Genomic DNA, 23195 nt, shown 5'->3' on the forward strand with positions numbered 1-23195 from the left:
CCACTATGTGGTACAACGGTTTTCTCGATCTGTCGGTCTGGCAACTGATCGCGGTCACCCTGGTGATGACGCACATCACCATCGTCAGCGTTACGGTCTATCTGCACCGTTACTCCGCGCACCGTGCGCTGGAGCTGCACCCGGCGCTCAAACACTTTTTCCGCTTCTGGCTGTGGCTGACCACGGCGCAGAACACCCGCGAGTGGACGGCCATCCACCGCAAGCACCATGCCAAGTGCGAAACCGCTGACGACCCGCACAGCCCGGTAATCAAGGGCCTGAGCACCGTCCTGCGCAAAGGCGCGGAGCTTTACGCCGAAGAGGCCAAGAACGAAGAAACCCTGCGTATCTACGGCAAGAACTGCCCGGATGACTGGGTCGAGCGCAACGTCTACTCGCGCTTCCCGATCGGTGGCGTGGCGCTGATGGCGGTGATCGACCTGGCGCTGTTCGGTGCCGCCGGTATCACCATCTGGGCCGTGCAGATGATGTGGATTCCCGTGTGGGCGGCCGGCGTGATCAACGGCCTGGGCCATGCCGTCGGCTACCGCAACTTCGAGTGCCGCGACGCGGCCACCAACCTGGTGCCCTGGGGCATCCTGATCGGCGGCGAAGAGCTGCACAACAATCACCACACCTACCCGAACTCGGCCAAGCTGTCGGTGCGCAAGTGGGAATTCGACATGGGCTGGGCCTGGATCAAGCTGTTCAGCTTCTTCGGCCTGGCCAAGGTGCAGCGCGTCGCGCCCATCGCCCACCGGGTCGAAGGCAAGCGGCACCTGGACATGGACACCGCCATGGCGATCCTCAACAACCGCTTCCAGATCATGGCCCAGTACCGCAAGCTGGTGATCGGCCCGCTGGTCAAGCAGGAACTGGCCAAGGCCGATGCGTCCGTCCGCCACCAGTTCCACCGCGCCAAGCGCCTGCTGTCCCGGGAGCCGAGCCTGCTGCACGATCAGCAGCAGATGCGCATCGACGCCATGCTCGCCCAGAGCCAGGCCCTGAAGGTGATCTACGAGAAGCGCCTGGCGCTGCAGCAGATCTGGGCCAAGACCAGCTCCAACGGTCACGAAATGCTCGAAGCCATCAAGCAATGGGTGCACGAGGCCGAGGCCAGCGGTATCCAGTCGCTGCGTGATTTCGCCGAGCAGTTGAAGACCTACTCCCTGCGCCCGGCGAGTGCGACCTGATCCGCACTTCCGGACGAGGGGGTTGAACCCCGCGCCATCCAGTCGGTCTGTAGATCACCGAAAGAATTGAAAAGCCCGCCGTTCGGCGGGCTTTTTAGTTGCCGGAGCAAGCACGCATTAAGCTGCGTACATCGCCCATGTATTCATCTGGATGGCGGTTTTATGGACGAGAACAGCGGACTTCCAACCGAATTGGAGGAGTTGACCCTGGCGCTTCTGCACAGCCGTGCGGAAGTCACGCGTCTGCGCGAGCGCGAGCAGTTGATCAGCACCCTGCTGGGCAGCGTCAACGTGGTGCTGTGGGCGTACGACTGGCAGACCCAGCAGGTGATCTACGTCAGCCCGGCCTACGAGACGGTGTTCGGCCGTTCGGCCGCATTGCTGATGGCCGATTACGACCAGTGGCGCAACAGCATCTACCCGGATGACATGGATTACGCCGCCGAAAGCTTCGCCAATGTCCTGCAGAGCGGGGCGGAAGCCCGGGAGTACCGGATCATCCGGGCGGACGGGCAATTGCGCTGGATCAGCGACAAATGCTTCGTCAGCCAGCAGCCTGAGGCCGTTGGTGGGCCGCTGATCGTCGGTATCGCCGAAGACATCACCGAGAAGAAACAGCTCGAGGGCGAACTGCACCGTCTGGCCACCACGGACGTGCTGACCCAGAGCAGCAACCGCCGGCACTTCTTCGACTGCGCCCGGCGCGAGTTCGAACACGCCCGGCAGTACGGCAGCCCGCTGGCCTTCCTGCTGCTCGACCTGGACGACTTCAAGCAGATCAACGACCGCTACGGCCACCAGATGGGTGACCAGGTACTGCAGCGCCTGGCCCGTTGCAGCACGGCGGTGTTGCGCCGTGGCGACCTGTTCGGCCGGATCGGCGGCGAGGAGTTCGCGGCAGTCTTCCCGGGCTGCGAGCTGGGCGTCGCCGAGCAGGTGGCCGAGCGTCTGCAGCGCGAGGTCCAGCGCCTGAGCTTCGAGTTCGAAGGCACCCAGTTCGGCATTACCGTCAGCCAGGGCCTGGCGCATCTGCGCGGCGATGACGCCAGCCTCGACACCATGTTCGCCCGGGCCGACGCCGCCATGTACACGGCCAAGCGCCAGGGCAAGAACCGCATCGTCCTCGGCTGATCGAAGGTCGCTGATCTGGCGCGATTGGCGATAAACCGCCCAACACGCGTTCTGCTTGGGCAAAAATCCGCTCATCAATGGCCTGAAAATAGCGCTTCCACGCTTCACCTCTCTCCGGGAAAATGGCGTCCTAGACGGCGGCAAGCGCCTTTCATCGGCGGCTGGCACAGTATCTGCGTACTGGTTGGCATAGCAAGGACCGGCCCTCTGGCCGGCGCACAACAAAAATTAGAGAATGTGCCGATGACGTTTACCTGCTGCCCCCGCGTTACCCACGGCTTGTGCCCGCCCCTGGCGTCGCACGCTGCCGCGAAATCCTAGATTCACTGCATTCCGTTGTACGCGTGACCCCGTGGCACCTCCGGCCGCCCGGCGATCATGTGTGGCGGAGTGAGTAGCCCCATTCGTCATGCGTGCCTGGTCTGTCGTCGACGACCCGGGCGCAAGTCGAAGCGTCACCCATAAAAACACTGGAGAAGACCATAATGAGAAAGACCTCCCTGGCGCTGGCCGTAGCCGTCGGCACCCTGGGCCTGTCCCTGAGCCACGTTGCCAACGCAGCGTTCCTCGAAGACAGCAAGGCCAAGCTGGACCTGCGTAACTTCTACTACGACCTGAACAACAAGAACGTCGCCAACAACAACGGCGAGGCCAACGAGTGGGGCCAGGGCTTCGTGTTCACCTACAACTCCGGTTTCACCGAAGGCACCGTGGGTTTCGGTGTTGACGTGATCGGCATGTACGGCCTGCGCCTGGACGGCGGCGGCGACAGCAGCACTCCGCGCGATCGCGCCCCGGGCCAGCTGTTCCCGACCGAGACCGACGGCAGTGCCGTGAACGACTACAGCAAGGCCGGCGCCACCGCCAAAATGCGCATTTCCAAGACTGAACTGCGCGTCGGCACCCTGATGCCGAAGCTGCCGGTTGTCAACTTCAACGACGGTCGCCTGCTGCCGCAGACCTTCGACGGTGGTCAGATCATCTCCAACGAGATCGACGGCCTGACCCTGACCGGCGGCCAGCTGGAGCACACCAAGACCCGTTCCTCGACTGACGACATCAGCCTGAAGATCGCCGGTGCTGGCGCCAACGCCGACACCAACAAGTTCTACTTCGCCGGTGGTGATTACAAAGTCACCAAGGACCTGACCGCGCAGTACTACTACGGCAACCTGGAAGACTTCTACAAGCAGCACTTCCTGGGCCTGATCCACAACTGGGCAATCGGCCCGGGCACCCTGAAGACCGACCTGCGCTACTTCGACAGCAGCTCCGACGGCAAGAACGGCAGCGCTGCCGGCCGTGCCGAGGGTTATGTCAGCAACGGTTACTACGGTGGCGGCGTCACCACCGGTGAAGTCGACAACCAGACCTGGAGCGCCCTGTTCACCTACAGCCTGAGCGGTCACTCCCTGAGCGCTGGCTACCAGCAGGTCGAAGGCGACAGCGCCTTCCCGTTCCTGAACCAGGGCGGCGGTTCGTCCTCCTACCTGATCACCGACCGTCAGATCGGCAAGTTCCTGAGCGCCGGCGAGCGCACCTGGCTGGCCGAGTACGGCTATGACTTCGCCAGCGCCGGTATCCCGGGCCTGAAAGCCACCGTGACCTACCTGTCCGGCGACAACATCGACGCTGCCCAGGGTGACCGTAAAGAGTGGGAGCGTGACTTCCGCCTGGACTACACCCTGCAGGAAGGCGCGCTGAAAGGCCTGGGCTTCTCCTGGCGTAACGCGAGCATCCGCAGTAACGTTGCCGGCACCACTGACCAGGACGAAAACCGCCTGATCGTCAGCTACAGCATCCCCCTGCTGTAAGCCGCAGCACACCGGGCAGTTGCGTCCTGCCCGGTTTGCCGTTGTACGAAAGCCCGCTCCCAGGAGCGGGCTTTTCTTTGCCCCTCCGGTACCGGCGTTTGCCGACTTCACGGCTTCTTGACCCTGGTCAAGGCCTCGTCCCGCCTGGGCAGGCATGGTCGAGGTGCCTGATACCCGAGGAGTCTCACCATGCGTACGCTCTCCCTGCTGGCGGTCGGCTTGTGCCTGAGCGCCGATGCCTGGGCCGTGACCCAGCGCGATGAACCGGTTCATGTCATTCCCGCGGCGGAAATCACCGACCCGGGCAAAGTCGAGCTCGGCAAGCAGCTGTTCTTCGACCCGCGCCTGTCACGGTCGGGGTTCATTTCCTGCAACTCCTGCCACAACCTGTCCATGGGCGGCAGCGACAACCTGCCCACCTCCATCGGGCACCATTGGCAGGAAGGCCCGATCAACTCGCCGACGGTGCTCAATGCCAGCATGAACCTGGCGCAGTTCTGGGATGGCCGCGCCGCGGACCTCAAGGAACAGGCCGCCGGGCCGATTTCCAACCCCAAGGAAATGGCCTTCACCCACGTCCTGGCGATCGACACGCTGCGCTCCATCCCGCAGTACCGCGAGGCGTTCAAGCAGGTCTACACGCTCGACGAGATCACCCTGGACGCCGTGACCGACGCCATCGCCGAGTTCGAGAAAACCCTGGTCACGCCGAATTCGCGCTTCGACCAGTGGCTGAACGGCGACGACACGGCCATCAGCACCGCCGAGCTGGAGGGGTATGAGCTGTTCAAGTCCATCGGCTGTGTGGCCTGCCACAACGGCCCGGCCCTGGGCGGCAACTCGTTCCAGAAGATGGGCCTGGTCGAGCCTTACGAAACCCGCAACCCGGCCGAGGGCGTGGCCGGCCTCACGGGCAAGGACGCCGACCGCTTCACGTTCAAGGTGCCAACGTTGCGCAACGTGGAGCTGACCTACCCGTACTTCCACGACGGTGCCTACTGGGCACTGGAGGACGCGGTGGACGTGATGGCGCGTCTGCAGCTGGGGCGCACGCTGAGCCCGGACGAAGTGGGCAAGATCACGGCGTTCCTCAAGACCCTGACCGGCGACCAGCCGAGCTTCGCCCTGCCGATCCTGCCGCCGTCCACTCACCAGACGCCGAGGCCCGTGCCCTTCGAATGACCCCCTGAAAACCCGCCAATCGGCGGGTTTTTTCTGGCTGCCGGGTGATTGCGCAAACGTTCGTCTAGGCTCTTTGGACGTGTGCCCCATGCATGTCATATGGCCATGTGTGCGGCGTTCTCTAGGGAATGGAGGTCATTCATGTTTGGTTTCAATGCCGGCAGCGGTGAATTGCAGAGCGCCCGGATTCAATTGGCGATCACCCAACAAACTCTGGGCGCCATCCAGAAAACCATGGCGATGATCGAGTTCACCCCCCACGGGGAGATCATCAACGCCAACGAACCTTTCCTGGCGACGATGGGCTATGGGCTGGACGACGTCAGGGGTCAGCACCATCGCCTGTTCTGCACACATGAGCTGGCCGCCAGCCCGGCCTACACGCAATTCTGGAAACGCCTGGCCAGTGGCGAGAGTTTCAGCGATCGCTTCATGCGTCTGGCCAAGGGCGGCCGCGAAGTCTGGCTGGAAGCGAGCTACCTGCCCGTTCGCGACAGCAGCGGGGTGGTCAGCAAAGTGATCAAGGTGGCGACCGATATCACCGCGCAGGTGCATTCCGAGCAGCAGCATCAGAGCTTGCTGAATGCGATCAACCGTTCCATGGCGGTGATCGAGTTCAACCTGGCTGGCGAGGTGGTCGAGGCCAACGATAATTTCCTGCGGACCATGGGCTATCGCCTGGACGAGATCCGCGACAAGCACCACCGCGTGTTCTGCGAGCACGACGAAGCCGGCAGCGATGCCTATCGGCAGTTCTGGCAGCGCCTGAACCTGGGGGAGTTCGTCTCCGACCGTTTCAAGCGCATTACCAAATCAGGGCAGATCGTCTGGCTGCGCGCGACCTACAACCCGCTGTATGACGCCGCAGGCCGCCTGTATGGGGTGGTCAAGTTCGCCAGTGATATCACCGCGCAGGTGGAACACCGAGAGGCTGAGGCGGCAGCCGCGCAACTGGCGTTCGATATCGCCCGGGAAACCGACGAGAGTGCCGTAAAGGGGGCTGCCACGGTGGAGGAGGCGGTGCAGGTGGTGCGCGGTATCGCCCAGGAACTGGAGCAGGTCGCGGGCAATATCGGTGCGCTCAATGCGCAGTCCGAGCGTATCAGCAGCATCGTCCAGGTCATCCGCGGCATCGCCGAGCAGACCAACCTGCTGGCGCTGAACGCTGCTATCGAGGCCGCTCGCGCGGGGGAGCAGGGGCGCGGCTTTGCAGTCGTCGCCGATGAGGTGCGCAGCCTGGCCGCGCGCACCAGTCAGGCGACCGTGGAGATCAACGAGGTGGTGCGCCTCAACCAGGATCTGGCTCAGCAGGCGGTGGGTGGGATGGACGGCAGCAAGGTCAAGGCTGAACAGGGCGTGCAGCTGGTCAACCGGGCCGGCGAGGTAATGCTGGATATCCGTGACGAGGCGCAGCGCGTGGTCGATGCGATCAGCCAGTTCACCGAGGCCATGCAGGATTGACGCGGAGATTGCCCGGGCTGCCCGTCGTGCGGGCAGCCCGTATCGCAGTCAGCGCTGCGGCGCAGGCTGCTGCTGGGTTATGCAGTGGATGTTGCCACCGCCCAGCAGGATTTCCCGGCCCGGCACCATGACCACGCGGTGTTCGGGGAACACGCGCTGCAGGATGGCGCGGGCTTCCTCGTCGAGCGGGTCGTCGAAGCTCGGCGCGATGATGCCGCCGTTGACGATCAGGAAGTTCACGTAGGAACCCGCCAGGCGTACCTCGGAGCTGCGCTCCTGGGAGCCATCGACCCGGTCGACGCCGGCGCACTCTTCGTCCGTCGCGTACAGCGGGCCGGGAATCGGCAGCTTGTGCACGATCAACTGACGGCCCTTGGCGTCGCGCGCCTGCTCCAGTACCTGCATGGCGGCCTGGCAGAGCGGGTAGTTGGGGTTCTGCGGGTCGTCGGTCCAGGCCAGCAGCACTTCGCCAGGGCGCACGTAGCAGCAGAAGTTGTCGACGTGGCCGTTGGTTTCATCGTTGAAGAGGCCGTTCGGCAGCCAGATCACCGTGTCGATGTTCAGGTGGTCACGCAGGACCTGCTCGGTCTCTTCGCGGCTCAGGTGCGGGTTGCGGTTGCGATTGAGCAGGCATTCCTCGGTGGTGATCAGGGTGCCTTCGCCATCGACATGGATCGAACCGCCTTCGAGCACGAAACCCTCGGTGCGGTAGCGGGCGCAGCGCTCGACCTCGAGGATCTTGCTGGCCACCTGGTCGTCACGGTTCCACGGTGCGTACAGGCCACCGTCGAAACCGCCCCAGGCGTTGAATGTCCAGTCCACGCCGCGGACCTCGCCCTGGTCGTTGCAGACGAAGGTCGGACCGGTGTCGCGCACCCAGGCGTCGTCGGTGCTGATTTCCACGACGCGGATCGCCGGGTGGTCAAGACGGGCACGGGCGTTTTCATACTGGGCGGCGGAGACGCAGACGGTTACCGGCTCGAAGGCGGCGATGGCCTTGGCCACGGCGGTGAAGGCTGCCTGCGCCGGCTTGCCGCCGAGGCGCCAGTTGTCCGGGCGCTCGGGCCAGACCATCCAGGTCTGGCTGTGCGGTTCCCATTCCGCCGGCATGCGGAATCCATCGGCGCGTGGGGTGCTGTTCAGGCTGGTCATCGAGTATTCCTGTGAATAAAGAAGTGGTAAGGCGTGGGCGCGTCAGTGCGGTTCAGGTCCTGAAGGCGACAGGCATCAGGACTCAAGCGCGCTGTCCTGGGGCTTGATCGGTCGTTTCTCGGCGTTGGCGATCTTGACGGCGCGATCCCAGGAGCAGGCCCTCTGGGTGGCGGCGATGGTAACGATGCGCGACATGGAACACCTCGGACGAACAGTAAGCGCTGGCCGTAACGCTAGCAGACCCGCGATGACGGTGCGGTGTCGGCAGAAAAGGGTCTGGCCGCGATTGATCACTTTATAGTCGATAAAATTCTGGATTTAAAACGCATTTTTTCTATCTGAGGATTTTTATCGATAAAAAAGCCGATAAATATCTGTATTTATCGGGCTATATCTGGCCATTCGATTCGTCAGGGCCTGTCGGGTTGCAGCCCCGCAATGCCCGATCGGCTACAGGGCGGCCGGGCGCTTGGGCAGGCAGGGGGGGAGGTAGAGACCGAGGTAGGCATCGAACACGCGCAGGCCTTCTTCGGCCAGGCGCGGTGTGATGTGTTCGTGCAGCTGGATGGAACGGGCGTAGACGCGGTCGCCGAGGGCCATGGCCAGGGCGAACACATCGATGTCGTCGGGCAGCGTCGGCAGCTCGAAATGGCGGGCGAACACGGCCTGCATCAGCTGGCCGAGTTCGATGTCGTGCTGGCGGTCGGCCTGGGTTACCTCGGTCAGGCCGTGCTGGGCCAGGATCAGCTGCCGTGCGGCGGCATCCTGGGCGTAGATCGCCAGCATGCGCTGTTCGATGACCCGCGACAGGTCGCGCCAGTCGCGCAGGGCGGCATGCTCCACCGGCTCCTGCAGGCAGGCGCGGAAGGCCGCGTGGACATCGGCGGTCAGCGCTTCGAGCAAGGCCGGGACGCTGGCGAAGAAGTGGTAGACCGAAGACGGCGGAATCGCCGCCCGCTCAGCCACGCTGTAGATCGACAGGCTGGCGACGCCCTGTTCGGCCAGCAGCCCCCGTGCCGAGTCGAGGATCACCGCGATACGCGCCTGGCTGCTGGCGCGGGGTTTGCGCACGCTCATTCAGGCACCGTCACGAAAGCGTTTCCACACGGTGTCGCGCACGTCGTCCTGCTTGGCGAGGGTTTTCAGCGGCTGCAGGCGGCCGGCGTTGCTGAGGGCGGTCAGGTCGCTGTGCGAGGGCACGGCGACGTCGATGGCTTCGCCGCTGGCCAGGGCGGTTCTCAGTTCTTCCGCCGTGCTGAAGGTGTGGTAATCGACCTTGATCCCGGTGTCGGCCTGGAACCGTTCCAGCACCTGGGGGGCGATGTAGTCGTTCCAGTTGTAGGCGCGAATGCTGTCGCCGTCTGCCGCCTGGGCAGCGAAGGGCGACAGGGCCAGCAGCAGGGGTGCGAGGCGGCGAATCATCGGAATCGTCCTGAGCGGAGGTGACGCACGCATTAACTGTCCAGCGGTTTTCGGCGTCAATGCCTGAAAGCCTGGAACGGCTCTGTAAAGGGGGGTTTATCATGAAAACGCCGGCTTTTGCCGGCGTTTTCAGTGGGGTCAGACCGTGTGCAAGTACCAGTTGTATTCGAGGTCGGAAATGGTGGTCTCGAATTCTTCCAGCTCGGCTTCCTTGCACGCGACGAAGATGTCGATGTACTTGGAGTCGATGTACTTGTTCATCACTTCGCTGTCGTCCAGCTCGCGCAAGGCATCGCGCAGGTTGTTCGGCAGGCTCTGCTCGAGCTGTTCGTAGGAGTTGCCTTCGATCGGCTCCCCCGGCTCGATCTTGTTGGTCATGCCGTGGTGAATGCCGGCGAGGATCGCCGCCATCATCAGGTACGGGTTGGCATCGGCACCGGCCACGCGGTGTTCGATGCGCACCGCGTCGGCACTGCCGGTCGGCACGCGAACGGCCACGGTACGGTTGTCCAGGCCCCAGCTCGGCGCGTTGGGCACGTAGAACTGTGCGCCGAAGCGGCGGTACGAGTTGACGTTGGGGCACAGGAACGCCATCGACGCCGGCATGGTTTCCAGTACGCCGCCAATGGCGTGGCGCAGGACATCGCTTTCCAGCGGCTCTTCGGTGGCGAAGATGTTCTGCCCGGTCTTCTTGTCCAGCAGCGAGATGTGCACATGCAGACCGTTGCCCGCCTGGCCCGGGTAGGGCTTGGCCATGAAGGTCGAGTCCATCTCGTGGTCGTAGGCGATGTTCTTGATCAGGCGCTTGAGAAGCAGCGCATGGTCGCAGGCCTTGATGGCGTCGTTGGTGTGGTGCAGGTTGACCTCGAACTGCGCCGGGGCACTTTCCTTGACGATGGCGTCAGCGGGCAGGTCTTGTTCTTTCGCGGCTTCGAGCATGTCCTGCAGGCAATCGACGTACTCGTCGAGGTCGTCGATCAGGTAAACCTGGGTCGAATGCGGACGTTTACCGGAGATGGGCGAGCGTGGCGGCTGTGGACGGCCGTTCACGTTCTCCTGGTCGATCAGGTAAAACTCGAGTTCGAAAGCGGCGCAGATGGTCAGGCCTAGTTCGTCGAACTTCTGTACCACCTGGCGCAATACCTCGCGCGGGTCGGCGAAGAAAGGCTTGCCGTCCAGCTCGTGCATGGTCATCAGCAGCTGCGCGGTGGGGCGCTTCTGCCAGGGTTCATTGCACAGGGTATTGGGGATGGGGAAGCAGATACGGTCGGCGTCGCCGATGTCCAGGCCCAGGCCGGTGCTTTCCACCGTCGAGCCATTGATGTCCAGGGCGAACAAAGAGGCGGGGAGGTTGATGCCTTTTTCGTACACCTTGTGAAGGCTGGCGCGTTCGATGCGCTTGCCGCGCACCACACCATTCATATCTGCAATAAGAAGGTCGACGAACTGGACCTCAGGATGTTCCTTAAGGAACGCGTTCGCTTCATTAAGCTGAACGGCACGCGGGGGTACCGACATGATGCAACACCTTTCTTGTTAAAAATATCAATCATGCAATTGCTCAAGGGTGAGTCAATCGTAATCACCAATCGCTGTCAAGAGCGCCCCATTGTGCCCTAAAAAAGGGCTTTGTGGCCAATTTCAGGGCGTTTCAGGGCATCGCGATCGCGCTCGACCCCTTGGGTTTAGCGGTGCTCAGTGAGGTGTGTTCAATTTTTTACATGACTATTGTGTAAAAAAATGAACAAGGCTAAGCTCGGTCGAAACCCATAACAGCAATAAAAAGGGTGCCCCATGTCTCGCCTGCCGTTAATCGGCGTCACCGCCTGCACCAAGCAGATCGGTCTACATCCTTACCATATCGCGGGTGACAAATACGTACGGGCCGTGGCCGACGGAGCCGGTGGCCTGCCCCTGATCATTCCCGCCCTGGCCGAGCTGCTCGACTCGTCCAACCTGCTCGACAACCTGGACGGGCTGCTTTTTACCGGCTCTCCTTCGAACGTCGAACCCCATCATTATTCCGGGCCGGCCAGCGCCCCTGGCACGCTGCACGATCCGGCCCGTGACCGTACCACGCTGCCGCTGATCCGCCAGGCCATCGAGGCCGGCATCCCGGTGCTGGGCATCTGCCGGGGTTTCCAGGAAATGAACGTGGCCTTCGGCGGCACGCTGCACCAGGCGGTGCACGACGTCGATGGGCTGATGGACCACCGCGAGCCGGCGGACGAGCCGCTCGAGGTGCAATACGGACCTCGCCACCCGCTGCAGGTGCAGCCCGGTGGCGTGCTCGACGGCCTCGGCTTGCCGCGCGAGATCATGGTCAACTCCATTCATGGCCAGGGCGTGCAGCGTCTGGCGCCGGGCCTTCGCGTCGAAGCACTGGCGCCTGACGGTTTGATCGAATCTTTTTCTGTCGCGGGTGCAAAAAGCTTTGCACTGGGGGTGCAATGGCACCCCGAATGGCAGGTACGATCGAACCCGAATTATCTCGCCCTCTTTCAGGCCTTTGGTGAGGCTTGCAGGGAGAGGGCGAGGCAACGCTGAGCCGACTATAAAAAGAGTCGGTCTCTCTAACCCTGAGGTCTCTATGAGTACCAAATTGGACCAGCTTTCGAGCTGGCTGAAAGAACGCAAAATCACCGAAGTTGAATGCCTGGTCAGCGACCTGACCGGGATTGCCCGCGGCAAGATCTCGCCGACCAACAAGTTTCTCGACGAGAAGGGCATGCGCCTCCCCGAGAGTGTGCTGCTGCAGACCGTTACCGGCGACTACGTCGAAGACGACATCTATTACGAGCTGCTCGACGAGGCGGACATCGACATGTTCTGCCGCCCGGACGAGAACGCCGTGTTCCTGGTGCCCTGGGCCATCGAGCCGACCGCGATGGTGATCCACGACACCTTCGACAAGCAGGGCCGCCCCATCGAGCTGTCGCCCCGCAACATTCTCAAGAACATCCTCAAGCTCTACGCCGACAAGGGCTGGAAGCCGATCGTCGCGCCTGAGATGGAGTTCTACCTGACCAAGCGCAACAGCGACCCGGACTTCCCGCTGGTGGCGCCCATGGGCCGCTCCGGTCGCCCGGAAGTCGGCCGGCAGTCGTTCTCCATCGACGCGGCCAACGAATTCGATCCGCTGTTCGAAGACGTCTACGACTGGTGCGAACTGCAGGACCTGGACCTCGACACGCTGATTCACGAAGACGGCCCGGCGCAGATGGAAATCAACTTCCGTCACGGCGATGCCCTGCACCTGGCCGACCAGATCACCGTGTTCAAGCGCACCATGCGCGAAGCGGCGCTCAAGCACGACGTGGCCGCGACCTTCATGGCCAAGCCGATCACCGACCAGCCGGGCAGCGCGATGCACATCCACCAGAGCGTGGTGGACGTGAAGACCGGCAAGAACCTGTTCTCCAATGAGGACGGGACCATGAGTGACCTGTTCCTGCAGCACATTGGCGGCCTGCAGAAATACATCCCTGAGCTGTTGCCGCTGTTCGCCCCCAACGTCAACTCGTTCCGCCGCTTCCTGCCCGATACCTCGGCGCCGGTGAACGTCGAGTGGGGCGAGGAGAACCGCACCGTGGGCCTGCGCGTACCGGAAGCCGGACCGCAGAACCGCCGTGTGGAAAACCGCCTGGCCGGTGCCGACGCCAACCCGTACCTGGTGCTGGCGGCCTCGCTGCTGTGCGGCTACATCGGCATGGTCGATGGCATCAAGCCCAGCGCGCCGGTCAAGGGTCGTGGCTACGAGCGCCGCAACCTGCGCCTGCCGGTGACCATCGAAAGCGCCCTGGAGCGTATGGAAGCGTGCCGCGACGCGCAGAAATACCTGGGCGAGAAGTTCGTCCGCGGCTATGTCGCGGTGAAGCGCGCCGAGCACGAAAATTTCAAGCGGGTGATCAGCTCCTGGGAACGCGAGTTCCTGCTGCTCTCCGTCTGACCTGGAGACGCGCCGGGCACCTGTCCGGCGCGTCGACCAGCTGTAATCTGAGGTGAAGAATGACTAGCCAAGTGAGCAACCCGAAAACCCGCGAATGGCAGGCCATGAGCCGCGAGCACCACCTGGCGCCGTTCAGTGACTACAAGCAGCTGGCCGAGAACGGCCCGCGCATCATCACCCGGGCGGACGGCGTGTACCTGTGGGACAGCGAGGGCCACAAGATCCTCGACGGCATGGCCGGCCTGTGGTGCGTGGCCGTGGGCTACGGGCGCAAGGAACTGGCCGCCGCCGCGGCCCGGCAGATGCAGGAATTGCCGTACTACAACATGTTCTTCCAGACCGCCACGCCACCGGCGCTGGAGCTGGCCAAGACCATCGCCGAGCTGGCCCCCGAAGGCATGAACCATGTGTTCTTCACCGGCTCCGGCTCGGAAGGCAACGACACCATGCTGCGCATGGTCCGCCACTACTGGGCGATCAAGGGCCAGCCGGAGAAGAAGGTCATCATCAGCCGCCTCAACGGCTACCACGGTTCCACCGTCGCCGGTGCCAGCCTGGGTGGGATGACCTACATGCACGAGCAGGGCGACCTGCCGATCCCGGGCATCGTGCACATTCCGCAGCCCTACTGGTTCGGCGAAGGCGGCGACATGACCCCGGATGAATTCGGGGTGTGGGCGGCCGAGCAGCTGGAGAAGAAGATTCTCGAAGTCGGCGAAGACAAGGTCGCGGCGTTCATCGCCGAGCCGATCCAGGGCGCCGGCGGCGTGATCATTCCGCCGGACACCTACTGGCCGAAGATCCGCGAGATTCTGGCCAAGTACGACATCCTGTTCGTCGCCGACGAAGTGATCTGCGGCTTCGGGCGTACCGGGGAGTGGTTCGGCAGCGACTATTTCGGCAATGCCCCGGACATGATGACCATCGCCAAGGGCCTGACCTCCGGCTACATCCCCATGGGCGGGCTGGTGGTACGCGACGAGATCGTCGAGGTGCTGAACCAGGGTGGCGACTTCAACCACGGCTTCACCTACTCCGGTCATCCGGTGGCGGCGGCGGTGGCGCTGGAGAACCTGCGCATCCTGCGTGACGAGAAAATCGTCGAACGGGTGAAGGCCGAAACGGCACCGTATTTGCAGCAACGTTTGCGTGAACTGGCGGACCATCCGCTGGTGGGCGAAGTCCGCGGTGTCGGCATGCTCGGCGCCATCGAACTGGTGAAGAACAAACAGACCCGCGAACGTTATCCGAATGAGACGGCTGCCGGTATGATTTGCCGCGGTCACTGTTTCGAGAACGGGCTGATCATGCGTGCAGTGGGAGACACGATGATCATTTCGCCACCGCTGGTGATCAGCAAGACCGAGATCGACGAGCTGGTGGACAAGGCACGTACGTGCCTCGATCTCACCGCCCGTGCTTTACTGGTGTAGCGGTAGCTTGCCAGACTGCGCCGGCCACCGGTGCGCACCGCCCCTGGCGATGCGCACCGGACACTCAAATGACAATATGGAGCTAACCCGCATGATCAAGACCTTCGGTAAAACACTGCTTGCCATGACCCTGGCGGGTGCCGTGGCCGGTATGGCGCAGGCCGACGACAAGGTGCTGCACGTCTACAACTGGTCGGACTACATCGCACCGGACACCCTGGCCAAGTTCCAGAAGGAAACCGGCATCAAGGTGGTGTACGACGTCTTCGACAGCAACGAAGTGCTTGAAGCCAAGCTGCTGGCCGGCAGCTCGGGTTATGACATCGTCGTTCCGTCCAACCCGTTCCTGGCCAAGCAGATCAAGGCGGGCGTGTTCCAGAAGCTGGACAAGTCCAAGCTGCCGAACTGGGAAAACCTCGACAAGGACCTGCTCAAGGCCCTGGACCCGAGCGATCCGGGCAACCAGTACTCCATTCCCTACATGTGGGGCACCATCGGCATCGGTTACAACGTCGAGAAGGTCAAGGCCGTGCTCGGCGAGAACGCCCCGGTGGATTCCTGGGACCTGGTGTTCAAGCCCGAGAACATGGCGAAGCTGAAAGAGTGCGGTGTGTCGTTCCTCGACTCGCCGACCGAGATCCTGCCGGCTGCGCTGCACTACCTGGGCTTCAAGCCGGACAGCCAAGACCCGGCCGAGCTGAAGAAGGCCGAGGAGCTGTTCCTCTCCATCCGTTCCTCCACCGCCTACTTCCACTCCTCGAAGTACATCTCCGACCTGGCCAACGGCAACATCTGCGTCGCCATCGGTTACTCGGGTGACATCTACCAGGCCAAGGCCCGTGCCGAAGAAGCCGGTAATGCGGTGAAGGTCGGTTACAACATTCCGAAAGAAGGTGCTGGCAGCTTCTTCGACATGCTGGCCGTACCGGCCGACGCCAAGAACGTCGAAGGCGCCCATGTGTTCCTGAACTTCCTGATGAAGCCGGAAATCATGGCCGAGATCACCAACTTCGTGCAGTTCCCGAACGGTAACGCCGCTGCCACGCCGCTGGTGGATGATGCTATCCGTAACGACCCGGGCGTCTACCCGAGCCCTGAAGTCCTGAAGCAGATCTACACCTTCCCGGATCTGCCGGCCAACGTGCAACGCACCATGACCCGCAGCTGGACCAAGATCAAGTCCGGCCGCTAACGGCACGCGACACCCTCCGGCGGGTGCTCCCGCTGGAGGCTCGCCAGGAGGCTCATGTCCCTCTTTCGCGTCTTTTCGCTCTGAGTGAGCCGGACGATTGTCTGGCCAGGCGGCTGCGCGTCTTTAGGAAAGGCTCCACTTTTTTGCTGCGCTGACCGTCCCGGCGGTCTGTAACGATCAATAAGAATGAGGACGCACCCGTGCATAACGTCTTTGGCAAGATTCTGACAACGACAGCCCTTTCGCTGGGTCTGGCCGGTATGGCGCAGGCGGCAGGGACCGTGCATATCTACAACTGGAGCGACTACATCGGCGAAGAAACCCTCGCCGAGTTCCAGAAGGCCACAGGCATCAAGCCGGTCTACGACGTTTTCGATTCCAACGAGACCCTGGAGGGCAAGCTGCTCGCCGGGCGCTCCGGTTACGACGTGGTGGTCCCGTCCAACCACTTCCTCGGCAAGCAGATCAAGGCGGGCGCCTTCCAGGCCCTCGACCGCAGCAAGCTGCCGAACTGGGACAACCTCGATCCGGCGTTGCTCAAGCAACTCGAGGCCAACGATCCGGGCAATCAGTATGCGGTCCCCTATCTATGGGGCACCAACGGCATCGGTTACAATGCCGAGAAGGTCAAGGCGGCGCTCGGTGTTGACACGATCGACTCCTGGAGCGCGGTATTCGAGCCGGAAAACATCGAGAAACTCAGCACCTGCGGTGTGGCGTTCCTCGATTCGGCCGATGAGATGATCCCGGCGGTACTCAACTACCTGGGACTCGACCCGAACAGCAAGAACCCCGAGGACTACGCGAAGGCAGAAGCCAAGCTGCTGGAAGTGCGTCCTCATGTCACCTACTTCCACTCCTCCAAGTACATCGCGGACCTCGCCAACGGCAACATCTGCGTGGCGGTCGGCTATTCCGGGGATGTGCTGCAGGCGGCAGACCGTGCTGAAGAAGCCGGCAAGGGCGTGGAAATCGCCTACGCGATTCCGAAGGAAGGCGCCAACCTGTGGTTCGACATGCTCGCCATCCCCAAGGATGCCAGCAACCCCGATGAGGCCCATGCCTTCATCAACTACCTGCTGGAGCCGGCGGTGATCGCCGGGGTCAGTGATTACGTCGGCTACGCCAACCCGAATCCGAAAGCCGGTGAGCTGATGGACCAGGAGGTGCGCAACGACGAGTCGGTCTATCCGCCACAGGCCGTGCTGGACAAGTTGTATATCTCGGCCGAACTGCCGATCAAGGTGCAGCGCCTGATGACCCGTAGCTGGACCAAGGTCAAGTCGGGCAAATAATTTCAAAGACCCGGTCGCAGAGGCCGGGTACTACTTTTTTGCGGGAGTTTGGTAATGGCAGTTGCTTCCAGTGCCTACAAGAAGGTTCTCGAGGGCAACCAGCAGCCGAAAGAGGTGCTGGTCAAGATCGAGCGCGTGACCAAGAAATTCGACGAAACGGTCGCGGTCGATGATGTCTCTCTGACCATCAACAAAGGCGAGATCTTCGCGCTGCTGGGCGGCTCCGGCTCGGGGAAATCCACCCTGCTGCGCATGCTCGCCGGCTTCGAGCGCCCCACCGAAGGCCGCATCTTCCTCGATGGCCAGGACATCACCGACCTGCCGCCCTACGAGCGGCCGATCAACATGATGTTCCAGTCCTACGCTCTGTTCCCGCACATGAGCGTGGCCGACAACATCGCCTTCGGCCTCAAGCAGGACAAGATGCCCAAGGACCAGATCGACGCCCGCGTGGCCGAGATGCTCAAGCTGGTGCAGATGACCCAGTACGCCAAGCGCAAGCCGCACCAGCTGTCCGGCGGCCAGCGTCAGCGCGTGGCCCTGGCCCGTTCGCTGGCCAAGAGCCCGAAACTGCTGCTGCTCGATGAGCCAATGGGCGCCCTGGACAAGAAGCTGCGCTCGCAGATGCAACTGGAGCTGGTGGAGATCATCGAGCGCGTCGGCGTGACCTGCGTGATGGTGACCCACGACCAGGAAGAGGCCATGACCATGGCCCAGCGCATCGCCATCATGCACCTGGGCTGGATCGCCCAGATCGGCAGCCCGATCGACATCTACGAAACCCCGACCAGCCGCCTGGTCTGCGAGTTCATCGGCAACGTCAACCTGTTCGAGGGTCAGGTCATCGAGGACATGGAAGGCCATGCCCTGATCGACAGCCCGGACCTGGAGCGCAACATCTACGTCGGCCACGGGGTCAGCACCTCGGTGCAGGACAAGAGCATCACCTACGCCATCCGCCCGGAGAAGCTGCTGGTCACCACCGAGCAGCCGACCTGCGAGCACAACTGGTCGCGCGGCAAGGTCCACGACATCGCCTACCTGGGCGGCCACTCGGTGTTCTACGTGCAGCTGCCGAGCGGCAAGATCGTCCAGTCGTTCGTCGCCAACGCCGAGCGCCGCAACGCGCGCCCGACCTGGGATGACCAGGTCTACGTCTGGTGGGAGGACGACAGCGGGGTGGCATTGCGCTCATGAACATTCTCCGAAGCTTCAGCCGCCTGATTCCGTCCGGCCGGCACGTCGTCATCGGCGTGCCGTTCCTCTGGCTGTTCCTGTTCTTCCTGCTGCCCTTCGTCATCGTGCTGAAGATCAGCTTCGCCGAAGCCGACGTGGCCATCCCGCCGTACACGGAGGTGTACACCTGGGTGGAGAACAAGCTGTCGATCGTGCTCAACCTCGGCAACTACATCTTCCTCAGCGAGGACGACCTGTACCTGGCGGCCTACCTTGGCTCCCTGAAAATCGCCACGATCAGCACCCTGCTGTGCCTGGTGATCGGCTTCCCGATGGCCTATGCCATCGCGCGTGCGCCCAAGGACAAGCAGATGGTCCTGCTGCTGCTGATCATGATGCCGACCTGGACCGCGATCCTGATCCGCGTGTACGCCTGGATGGGCATCCTTAGCAACAACGGCCTGCTCAACGGCTTCCTGCAGAGCATCGGCCTGATCAGCGAGCCGCTGCAGATCCTCAACACCAACACCGCGGTGTACATCGGCATCGTCTACTCGTACCTGCCGTTCATGATCCTGCCGCTGTTCGCCAACCTGGTGAAACACGACCAGAGCCTGCTGGAAGCCGCTGCTGACCTGGGGTCGAGCACCTTCAACAGCTTCTGGAAGATCACCGTGCCACTGGCCAAGAACGGCATCATCGCCGGCTGCATGCTGGTGTTCATTCCGGTGGTCGGCGAGTTCGTCATCCCTGAACTGCTGGGTGGCCCGGAGACGCTGATGATCGGCAAGGTGCTGTGGCAGGAGTTCTTCAACAACCGCGACTGGCCGGTGGCATCCGCCCTGGCGGTGGTGATGCTGGCGGTGCTGATCATTCCGATCATTCTGTTCAACCGCAACCAAGCCAAGGAAATGGAGGGACGTGCATGAAAAACTTCCGTTTCTCCACCTTCATGCTCTGGGCGGGCTTGCTGTTCATCTACCTGCCGATGCTGATCATGGTGATCTATTCGTTCAACGCCTCACGCCTGGTGACGGTGTGGGGCGGCTGGTCGGTGAAGTGGTACGTCAGCCTGCTGGACGACCGGCAACTGATGGGCGCGGTGTGGCGTTCCCTGGAAATCGCCCTGTACACGGCGATCGCCGCGGTGGCCCTGGGGACGCTGGCAGCCTTCGTGCTCACGCGGATCTCCCGCTTCAAGGGCCGTACGCTGTTCGGTGGCTTGGTCACCGCGCCGCTGGTAATGCCGGAAGTGATCACCGGTCTGTCGCTCCTGCTGCTGTTCGTGGCCATGGCGCAACTGATCGGCTGGCCCGCCGAGCGCGGCATGATGACGATCTGGATCGCCCACACCACTTTCTGCTCGGCCTACGTGGCGGTGGTGGTGTCAGCCCGATTGCGCGAACTGGACCTGTCCATCGAAGAGGCGGCCATGGACCTCGGTGCACGGCCATGGAAGGTGTTCATCCTGATCACCATCCCGATGATCGCGCCGTCGCTGGTGGCCGGGGGCATGATGTCCTTCGCCCTGTCGCTGGACGACCTGGTCCTGGCCAGCTTCGTGTCCGGCCCGGGTGCCACCACGCTGCCGATGGAAGTGTTCTCCAAGGTACGACTGGGGGTCACCCCGGCGATCAACGCCGTGGCGAGCCTGATCCTGCTGGTGGTGTCCTTCGCCACCTTCCTGGTGTGGTTCTTCGCCCACCGTGCCGAAGAGCGGCGCAAGAAAGCCTTGCAGCAGGCCATGGACGAAAGCACCGGTGCCCACCTGCAAAGCGGCCCGGACGCCCGCCGCGACCCGTCCCAGGTACACGCTTGATTCGGATGCGCTGACGCACGCTGAACCCGGAACGCCCGATGCCTTGCATCGGGCGTTCTGCGTTCTGGGGCTTGCTGATCGCACCCGCGCTCCGCGTCCGCCGAGTGCGTTCGCAGCGCACGGGTCATGAGGCAGTGACGTCAGGCATCGCTGGGGACGCAGAGCGTCCCGGGCGGCGTTCCCACGCGGAGCGTGGGAACGATCAAGCAACGACCTGCTGATCGCACCCATGCTCCGCGTGGGCGTGTATCCCCGGACGCTCTGCGTCCGCAGCGTCAGACCGGCCAATAAAAAAGCCCGGCATGTGCCGGGCTTTCGTACCTGCGAGGGCCGGTTATTCGCTGCGGGTGACGTTGAGGCCCTTGAGCAGGTTGAGGGCCTGGCTGAGCTGGTAGTCGCCGTCCTGCGGGCGCGCAGGTGCGGTGCCCTTGCCCGCGCTGGGACGGTCGGCGCCGCCGTTGCCGTTGCCCAGGTGGCCCTGCAGGTCGGCTTCCTTGATGTTCTCGTCGTCCTGCTCGCGGGTCACCTTGGCGCGGGCCACCTCGATGTCCGGGACGATGCCCTGGGCCTGGATCGAGCGGCCGTTGGGGGTGAAGTACAGGGCCGTGGTGATCTTCAGGGCGCGGTCGTTGTTCAGCGGCAGCACGGTCTGCACCGAGCCCTTGCCGAAGCTGTCGGTGCCCATCAGCACGGCGCGCTTGTGGTCCTGCAGGGCGCCGGCGACGATTTCCGAGGCTGAGGCACTGCCACCGTTGATCAGCACCACCAGCGGTACGCCTTCGCTGGCATCGGCCGGGTCGGCGGAGAAGCGCAGCTCGGAGTTGGCGATGCGGCCTTCGGTGTAGACGATCAGGCCCTTCTTGAGGAAGTGGTCGGAGACTTCGACCGCCGCCTGCAGCACGCCGCCTGGGTTGTTGCGCAGGTCGAGCACCAGGCCGCGGAGCTTCTTGCCGTTGTCCTTGCGCAGCTTGGCCAGGGCCTTGCCGACTTCTTCACCGGTGTTGACCTGGAACTGGGTGATGCGGATGTAGCCGTAACCGTCTTCGAGCAGCTGGCTCTTGACGCTCTTGACCTTGATCACCGCGCGGGTGAGTTCCACGTCGAAGGGCTTGCCGCCTTCACGCACCAGGGTCAGCAGGATCTTGCTGCCGGCCTTGCCGCGCATCTTCTCCACGGCTTCCATCATCGACAGGCCCTTGGTCGGCTGGCCATCGATCTTGACGATCAGGTCGCCGGGCTGGATACCGGCTTTCGACGCAGGGGTGTCGTCGATGGGGGAGACCACTTTGACGAACCCGTCTTCCATGCCGACTTCGATGCCCAGGCCGCCGAACTCGCCGCTGGTGCTTTCCTGCAGTTCGAGGAAGGCTTCCGGCTCGAGGTAGGCGGAGTGCGGGTCGAGGTTGCTGAGCATGCCCTTGATGGCATTCTCCAGCAGGGTCTTGTCGCTCACCGGCTCGACGTATGCCGCCTTGATGCGGTCCATGACCTCGGCGAAGGTGCGCAGGTCATCCAGCGGCAGCGGTGCCTTGTCGGTCGCCGTCGCGGCGGCTGGAGGCGTCTGATCGGCCTGCAGCAGGGGCGCGCCGCCAAGCAGGGCGATAGCCAGGGCCAGGGAGGTGAGGCGAGACAAATGCGGCATAGCGGACTAACTCCTAAGTAGGTGAGCGCAGCGCTTATCCTTGCGCGCGGCACCATTGCGCCGGGTCGCTGGGGCGACCCTGCTGGCGAATCGCGAAATACAGGGCGGGCTCATCCTGCCCGCCACTGGTGCCGACGGTGGCGATCGGTTCGCCGGCCTTGACCACATCACCGGCGTCCTTGAGCAGGCTCTGGTTGTGCCCGTACAGGCTCAGGTAGCCATTGCCATGGTCGAGAATGACCAGAAGCCCGGCGCCGCGCAACCAGTCCGCGAAGACCACGCGGCCACCGTGTACGGCGCGGACCTGGCTGCCGGCTGAGGCACCGATCAGTACGCCGTCCCACTTAGTCCGAGCGTCGCCGCCGCGCGGGGTTCCATACCGTGCAACCAATCGGCCATCGACCGGCCACGGCAATTTACCCCGTGCACTGGCGAAAGGCCCGCCGTAGACGGCGCCGGAGCTGACCTGCGGGCCGCTGTTGGCCGGTTTGCCTGGAGCGCTGCGTTGCTGCTCGCGGGCGGCGACCAGGGCGCGCTGGCGGGCTTCTTCTGCTTCCTTCGCCTGGCGTGCGAGGGTTTCTTCGATGGTTTTCAGCACGCGGGTGAGCTGTGCCTGTTCCTGCTCCCGGGCTTTGAGGCGCTGGTCGCGGGCGGAGAATTCCTTGTTCAGCTTGGCCAGGGCCAGCTGGCGCTCCTTGCGTGCGTCGCCCAGTTTCTGGCGGCGGTCATCCAGGGCGCTTTTCTGTTCCTGCAACTGGGCCTGCTGGCGGGCGATGTCCTGCTCGACGTTGTTCAGCTGGCGCAGGGTCTCGTTGAAGGTGGCCAGCTGTTCCATGCGCGCTTCGCTGAGGTAATCGTAGTAGGTCAGCGTGCGCGAGAAGCGTTCGGGGTTCTGCTGGTTGAGCAGCAGCTTGAGGTACTCCTGGCGCCCGCTCTGGTAGGCCGCCCGCGCCTGGATACCGATCAGCCGCTGCTGCTCGAGACGCGCACCCTCAAGTTTTTTTTTCTCCTGGTCGAGGCGCTGGATTTCCTCTTCGCTCTGCTTGAGCTCGCCCTGCAGGTCCTTGACCTGCTTCTCCAGCTGGCCCATCTCGGTTTCGGTCTTCTGCAGTTCTTTCTGCACACCGGTTTTTTCCAGCTGAAGCTTCTCCAGCAGCTTTTTCAGTTCGGCCACATCGGTGCGTGCCGCGTCGAGCTGCTTTTGCGTGTCGGCCTTCTGATCGGCAAAGGCCGGCGTCAGCAGGCAAGCGAGAAGAATCAGGGTGAGGGCACGGGACATGGGGCAGGCGGTACCTGGCGGGGAACGCGCCTAGTATGCCCGTGGTACGGGGCAA

General features: G+C 63.2%; 19 protein-coding genes. 13 read left to right on the plus strand and 6 right to left on the minus strand.

Annotation, left to right across the window (positions count from 1 at the left end):
• Positions 1 to 5 precede the first annotated feature (5 nt).
• From desA to N5C28_RS13950, 5 genes are all read left to right on the plus strand, one after another.
• On the plus strand, positions 6 to 1193 hold the full coding sequence (gene desA / locus N5C28_RS13930) for a delta-9 fatty acid desaturase DesA (protein ID WP_279823116.1): 1188 nt from the start codon (positions 6 to 8) through the stop codon (positions 1191 to 1193).
• Positions 1194 to 1355: 162 nt separating this feature from the next.
• Positions 1356 to 2324: a sensor domain-containing diguanylate cyclase gene (locus tag N5C28_RS13935; RefSeq protein WP_279823119.1), complete on the plus strand. Its 969-nt coding sequence runs from the start codon at positions 1356 to 1358 to the stop codon at positions 2322 to 2324.
• A gap of 485 nt (positions 2325 to 2809) precedes the next feature.
• Positions 2810 to 4138 (plus strand): OprD family porin, encoded by a 1329-nt coding sequence (locus tag N5C28_RS13940; protein WP_279823121.1) that lies wholly within the window; start codon positions 2810 to 2812, stop codon positions 4136 to 4138.
• A 189-nt stretch (positions 4139 to 4327) separates the two neighbouring features.
• A complete protein-coding gene (locus N5C28_RS13945; protein ID WP_279823123.1) occupies positions 4328 to 5320 on the plus strand; it encodes a cytochrome-c peroxidase in 993 nt (330 codons plus the stop codon).
• A 141-nt stretch (positions 5321 to 5461) separates the two neighbouring features.
• Positions 5462 to 6781, plus strand: coding sequence for a PAS domain-containing methyl-accepting chemotaxis protein (locus tag N5C28_RS13950; protein ID WP_279823125.1), 1320 nt, complete (start codon positions 5462 to 5464; stop codon positions 6779 to 6781).
• A gap of 48 nt (positions 6782 to 6829) precedes the next feature.
• On the opposite strand, the gene aguA is transcribed toward N5C28_RS13950, so the two are convergent.
• The 4 genes from aguA to N5C28_RS13970 form a co-directional block, all read right to left on the minus strand.
• Positions 6830 to 7933: an agmatine deiminase gene (gene aguA / locus N5C28_RS13955; RefSeq protein WP_279823127.1), complete on the minus strand. Its 1104-nt coding sequence runs from the start codon at positions 7931 to 7933 to the stop codon at positions 6830 to 6832.
• A 450-nt stretch (positions 7934 to 8383) separates the two neighbouring features.
• Positions 8384 to 9010, minus strand: a complete 627-nt coding sequence (locus N5C28_RS13960) for a TetR/AcrR family transcriptional regulator (RefSeq protein WP_279823129.1) — start codon at positions 9008 to 9010, stop codon at positions 8384 to 8386.
• Positions 9011 to 9355, minus strand: a complete 345-nt coding sequence (locus N5C28_RS13965) for an extracellular solute-binding protein (protein ID WP_279823131.1) — start codon at positions 9353 to 9355, stop codon at positions 9011 to 9013.
• A 138-nt stretch (positions 9356 to 9493) separates the two neighbouring features.
• Positions 9494 to 10873 (minus strand): glutamine synthetase family protein, encoded by a 1380-nt coding sequence (locus tag N5C28_RS13970; protein WP_279823133.1) that lies wholly within the window; start codon positions 10871 to 10873, stop codon positions 9494 to 9496.
• Between the two features lie 276 nt (positions 10874 to 11149).
• Here N5C28_RS13970 and N5C28_RS13975 point away from each other — a divergent pair, with 276 nt between their 5' ends.
• From N5C28_RS13975 to N5C28_RS14010, 8 genes are all read left to right on the plus strand, one after another.
• Complete coding sequence (locus N5C28_RS13975) at positions 11150 to 11902, plus strand: gamma-glutamyl-gamma-aminobutyrate hydrolase family protein (protein ID WP_279823135.1); 753 nt, start codon at positions 11150 to 11152, stop codon at positions 11900 to 11902.
• Between the two features lie 43 nt (positions 11903 to 11945).
• Entirely contained in the window at positions 11946 to 13304 is a 1359-nt protein-coding gene (locus N5C28_RS13980) for a glutamine synthetase family protein (RefSeq protein WP_279823137.1), read from the plus strand.
• Positions 13305 to 13363: 59 nt separating this feature from the next.
• Positions 13364 to 14737 (plus strand): aspartate aminotransferase family protein, encoded by a 1374-nt coding sequence (locus N5C28_RS13985; RefSeq protein WP_279823139.1) that lies wholly within the window; start codon positions 13364 to 13366, stop codon positions 14735 to 14737.
• A 91-nt stretch (positions 14738 to 14828) separates the two neighbouring features.
• Complete coding sequence (locus N5C28_RS13990) at positions 14829 to 15929, plus strand: polyamine ABC transporter substrate-binding protein (RefSeq protein WP_279823141.1); 1101 nt, start codon at positions 14829 to 14831, stop codon at positions 15927 to 15929.
• 260 nt (positions 15930 to 16189) lie between these two features.
• Positions 16190 to 17224 (plus strand): polyamine ABC transporter substrate-binding protein, encoded by a 1035-nt coding sequence (locus N5C28_RS13995; protein WP_279823428.1) that lies wholly within the window; start codon positions 16190 to 16192, stop codon positions 17222 to 17224.
• Between the two features lie 54 nt (positions 17225 to 17278).
• Positions 17279 to 18421, plus strand: coding sequence for a polyamine ABC transporter ATP-binding protein (gene potA / locus N5C28_RS14000; RefSeq protein WP_279823143.1), 1143 nt, complete (start codon positions 17279 to 17281; stop codon positions 18419 to 18421).
• A 26-nt stretch (positions 18422 to 18447) separates the two neighbouring features.
• Positions 18448 to 19329: an ABC transporter permease subunit gene (locus N5C28_RS14005; protein ID WP_279823431.1), complete on the plus strand. Its 882-nt coding sequence runs from the start codon at positions 18448 to 18450 to the stop codon at positions 19327 to 19329.
• The gene (locus N5C28_RS14010; RefSeq protein ID WP_279823145.1) at positions 19326 to 20219 is read left to right on the plus strand and encodes an ABC transporter permease subunit; all 894 of its coding nucleotides are present in this window, start codon (positions 19326 to 19328) and stop codon (positions 20217 to 20219) included. Before N5C28_RS14005 ends, N5C28_RS14010 begins: the two co-directional genes overlap by 4 nt.
• A 334-nt stretch (positions 20220 to 20553) precedes the next feature.
• Here N5C28_RS14010 and N5C28_RS14015 read toward each other — a convergent pair whose 3' ends face one another.
• Together N5C28_RS14015 and N5C28_RS14020 are read right to left on the minus strand one after the other, a co-directional pair.
• Positions 20554 to 21861 carry a S41 family peptidase gene (locus N5C28_RS14015; protein ID WP_279823147.1) on the minus strand — a complete coding sequence of 436 codons (1308 nt, stop codon included), beginning with the start codon at positions 21859 to 21861 and terminating at the stop codon, positions 20554 to 20556.
• Between the two features lie 34 nt (positions 21862 to 21895).
• Positions 21896 to 23140 (minus strand): murein hydrolase activator EnvC, encoded by a 1245-nt coding sequence (locus N5C28_RS14020; protein WP_279823149.1) that lies wholly within the window; start codon positions 23138 to 23140, stop codon positions 21896 to 21898.
• Positions 23141 to 23195 lie beyond the last annotated feature (55 nt).

The organism is Pseudomonas sp. GD03944, assembly GCF_029839275.1.
Classification (GTDB): domain Bacteria; phylum Pseudomonadota; class Gammaproteobacteria; order Pseudomonadales; family Pseudomonadaceae; genus Aquipseudomonas.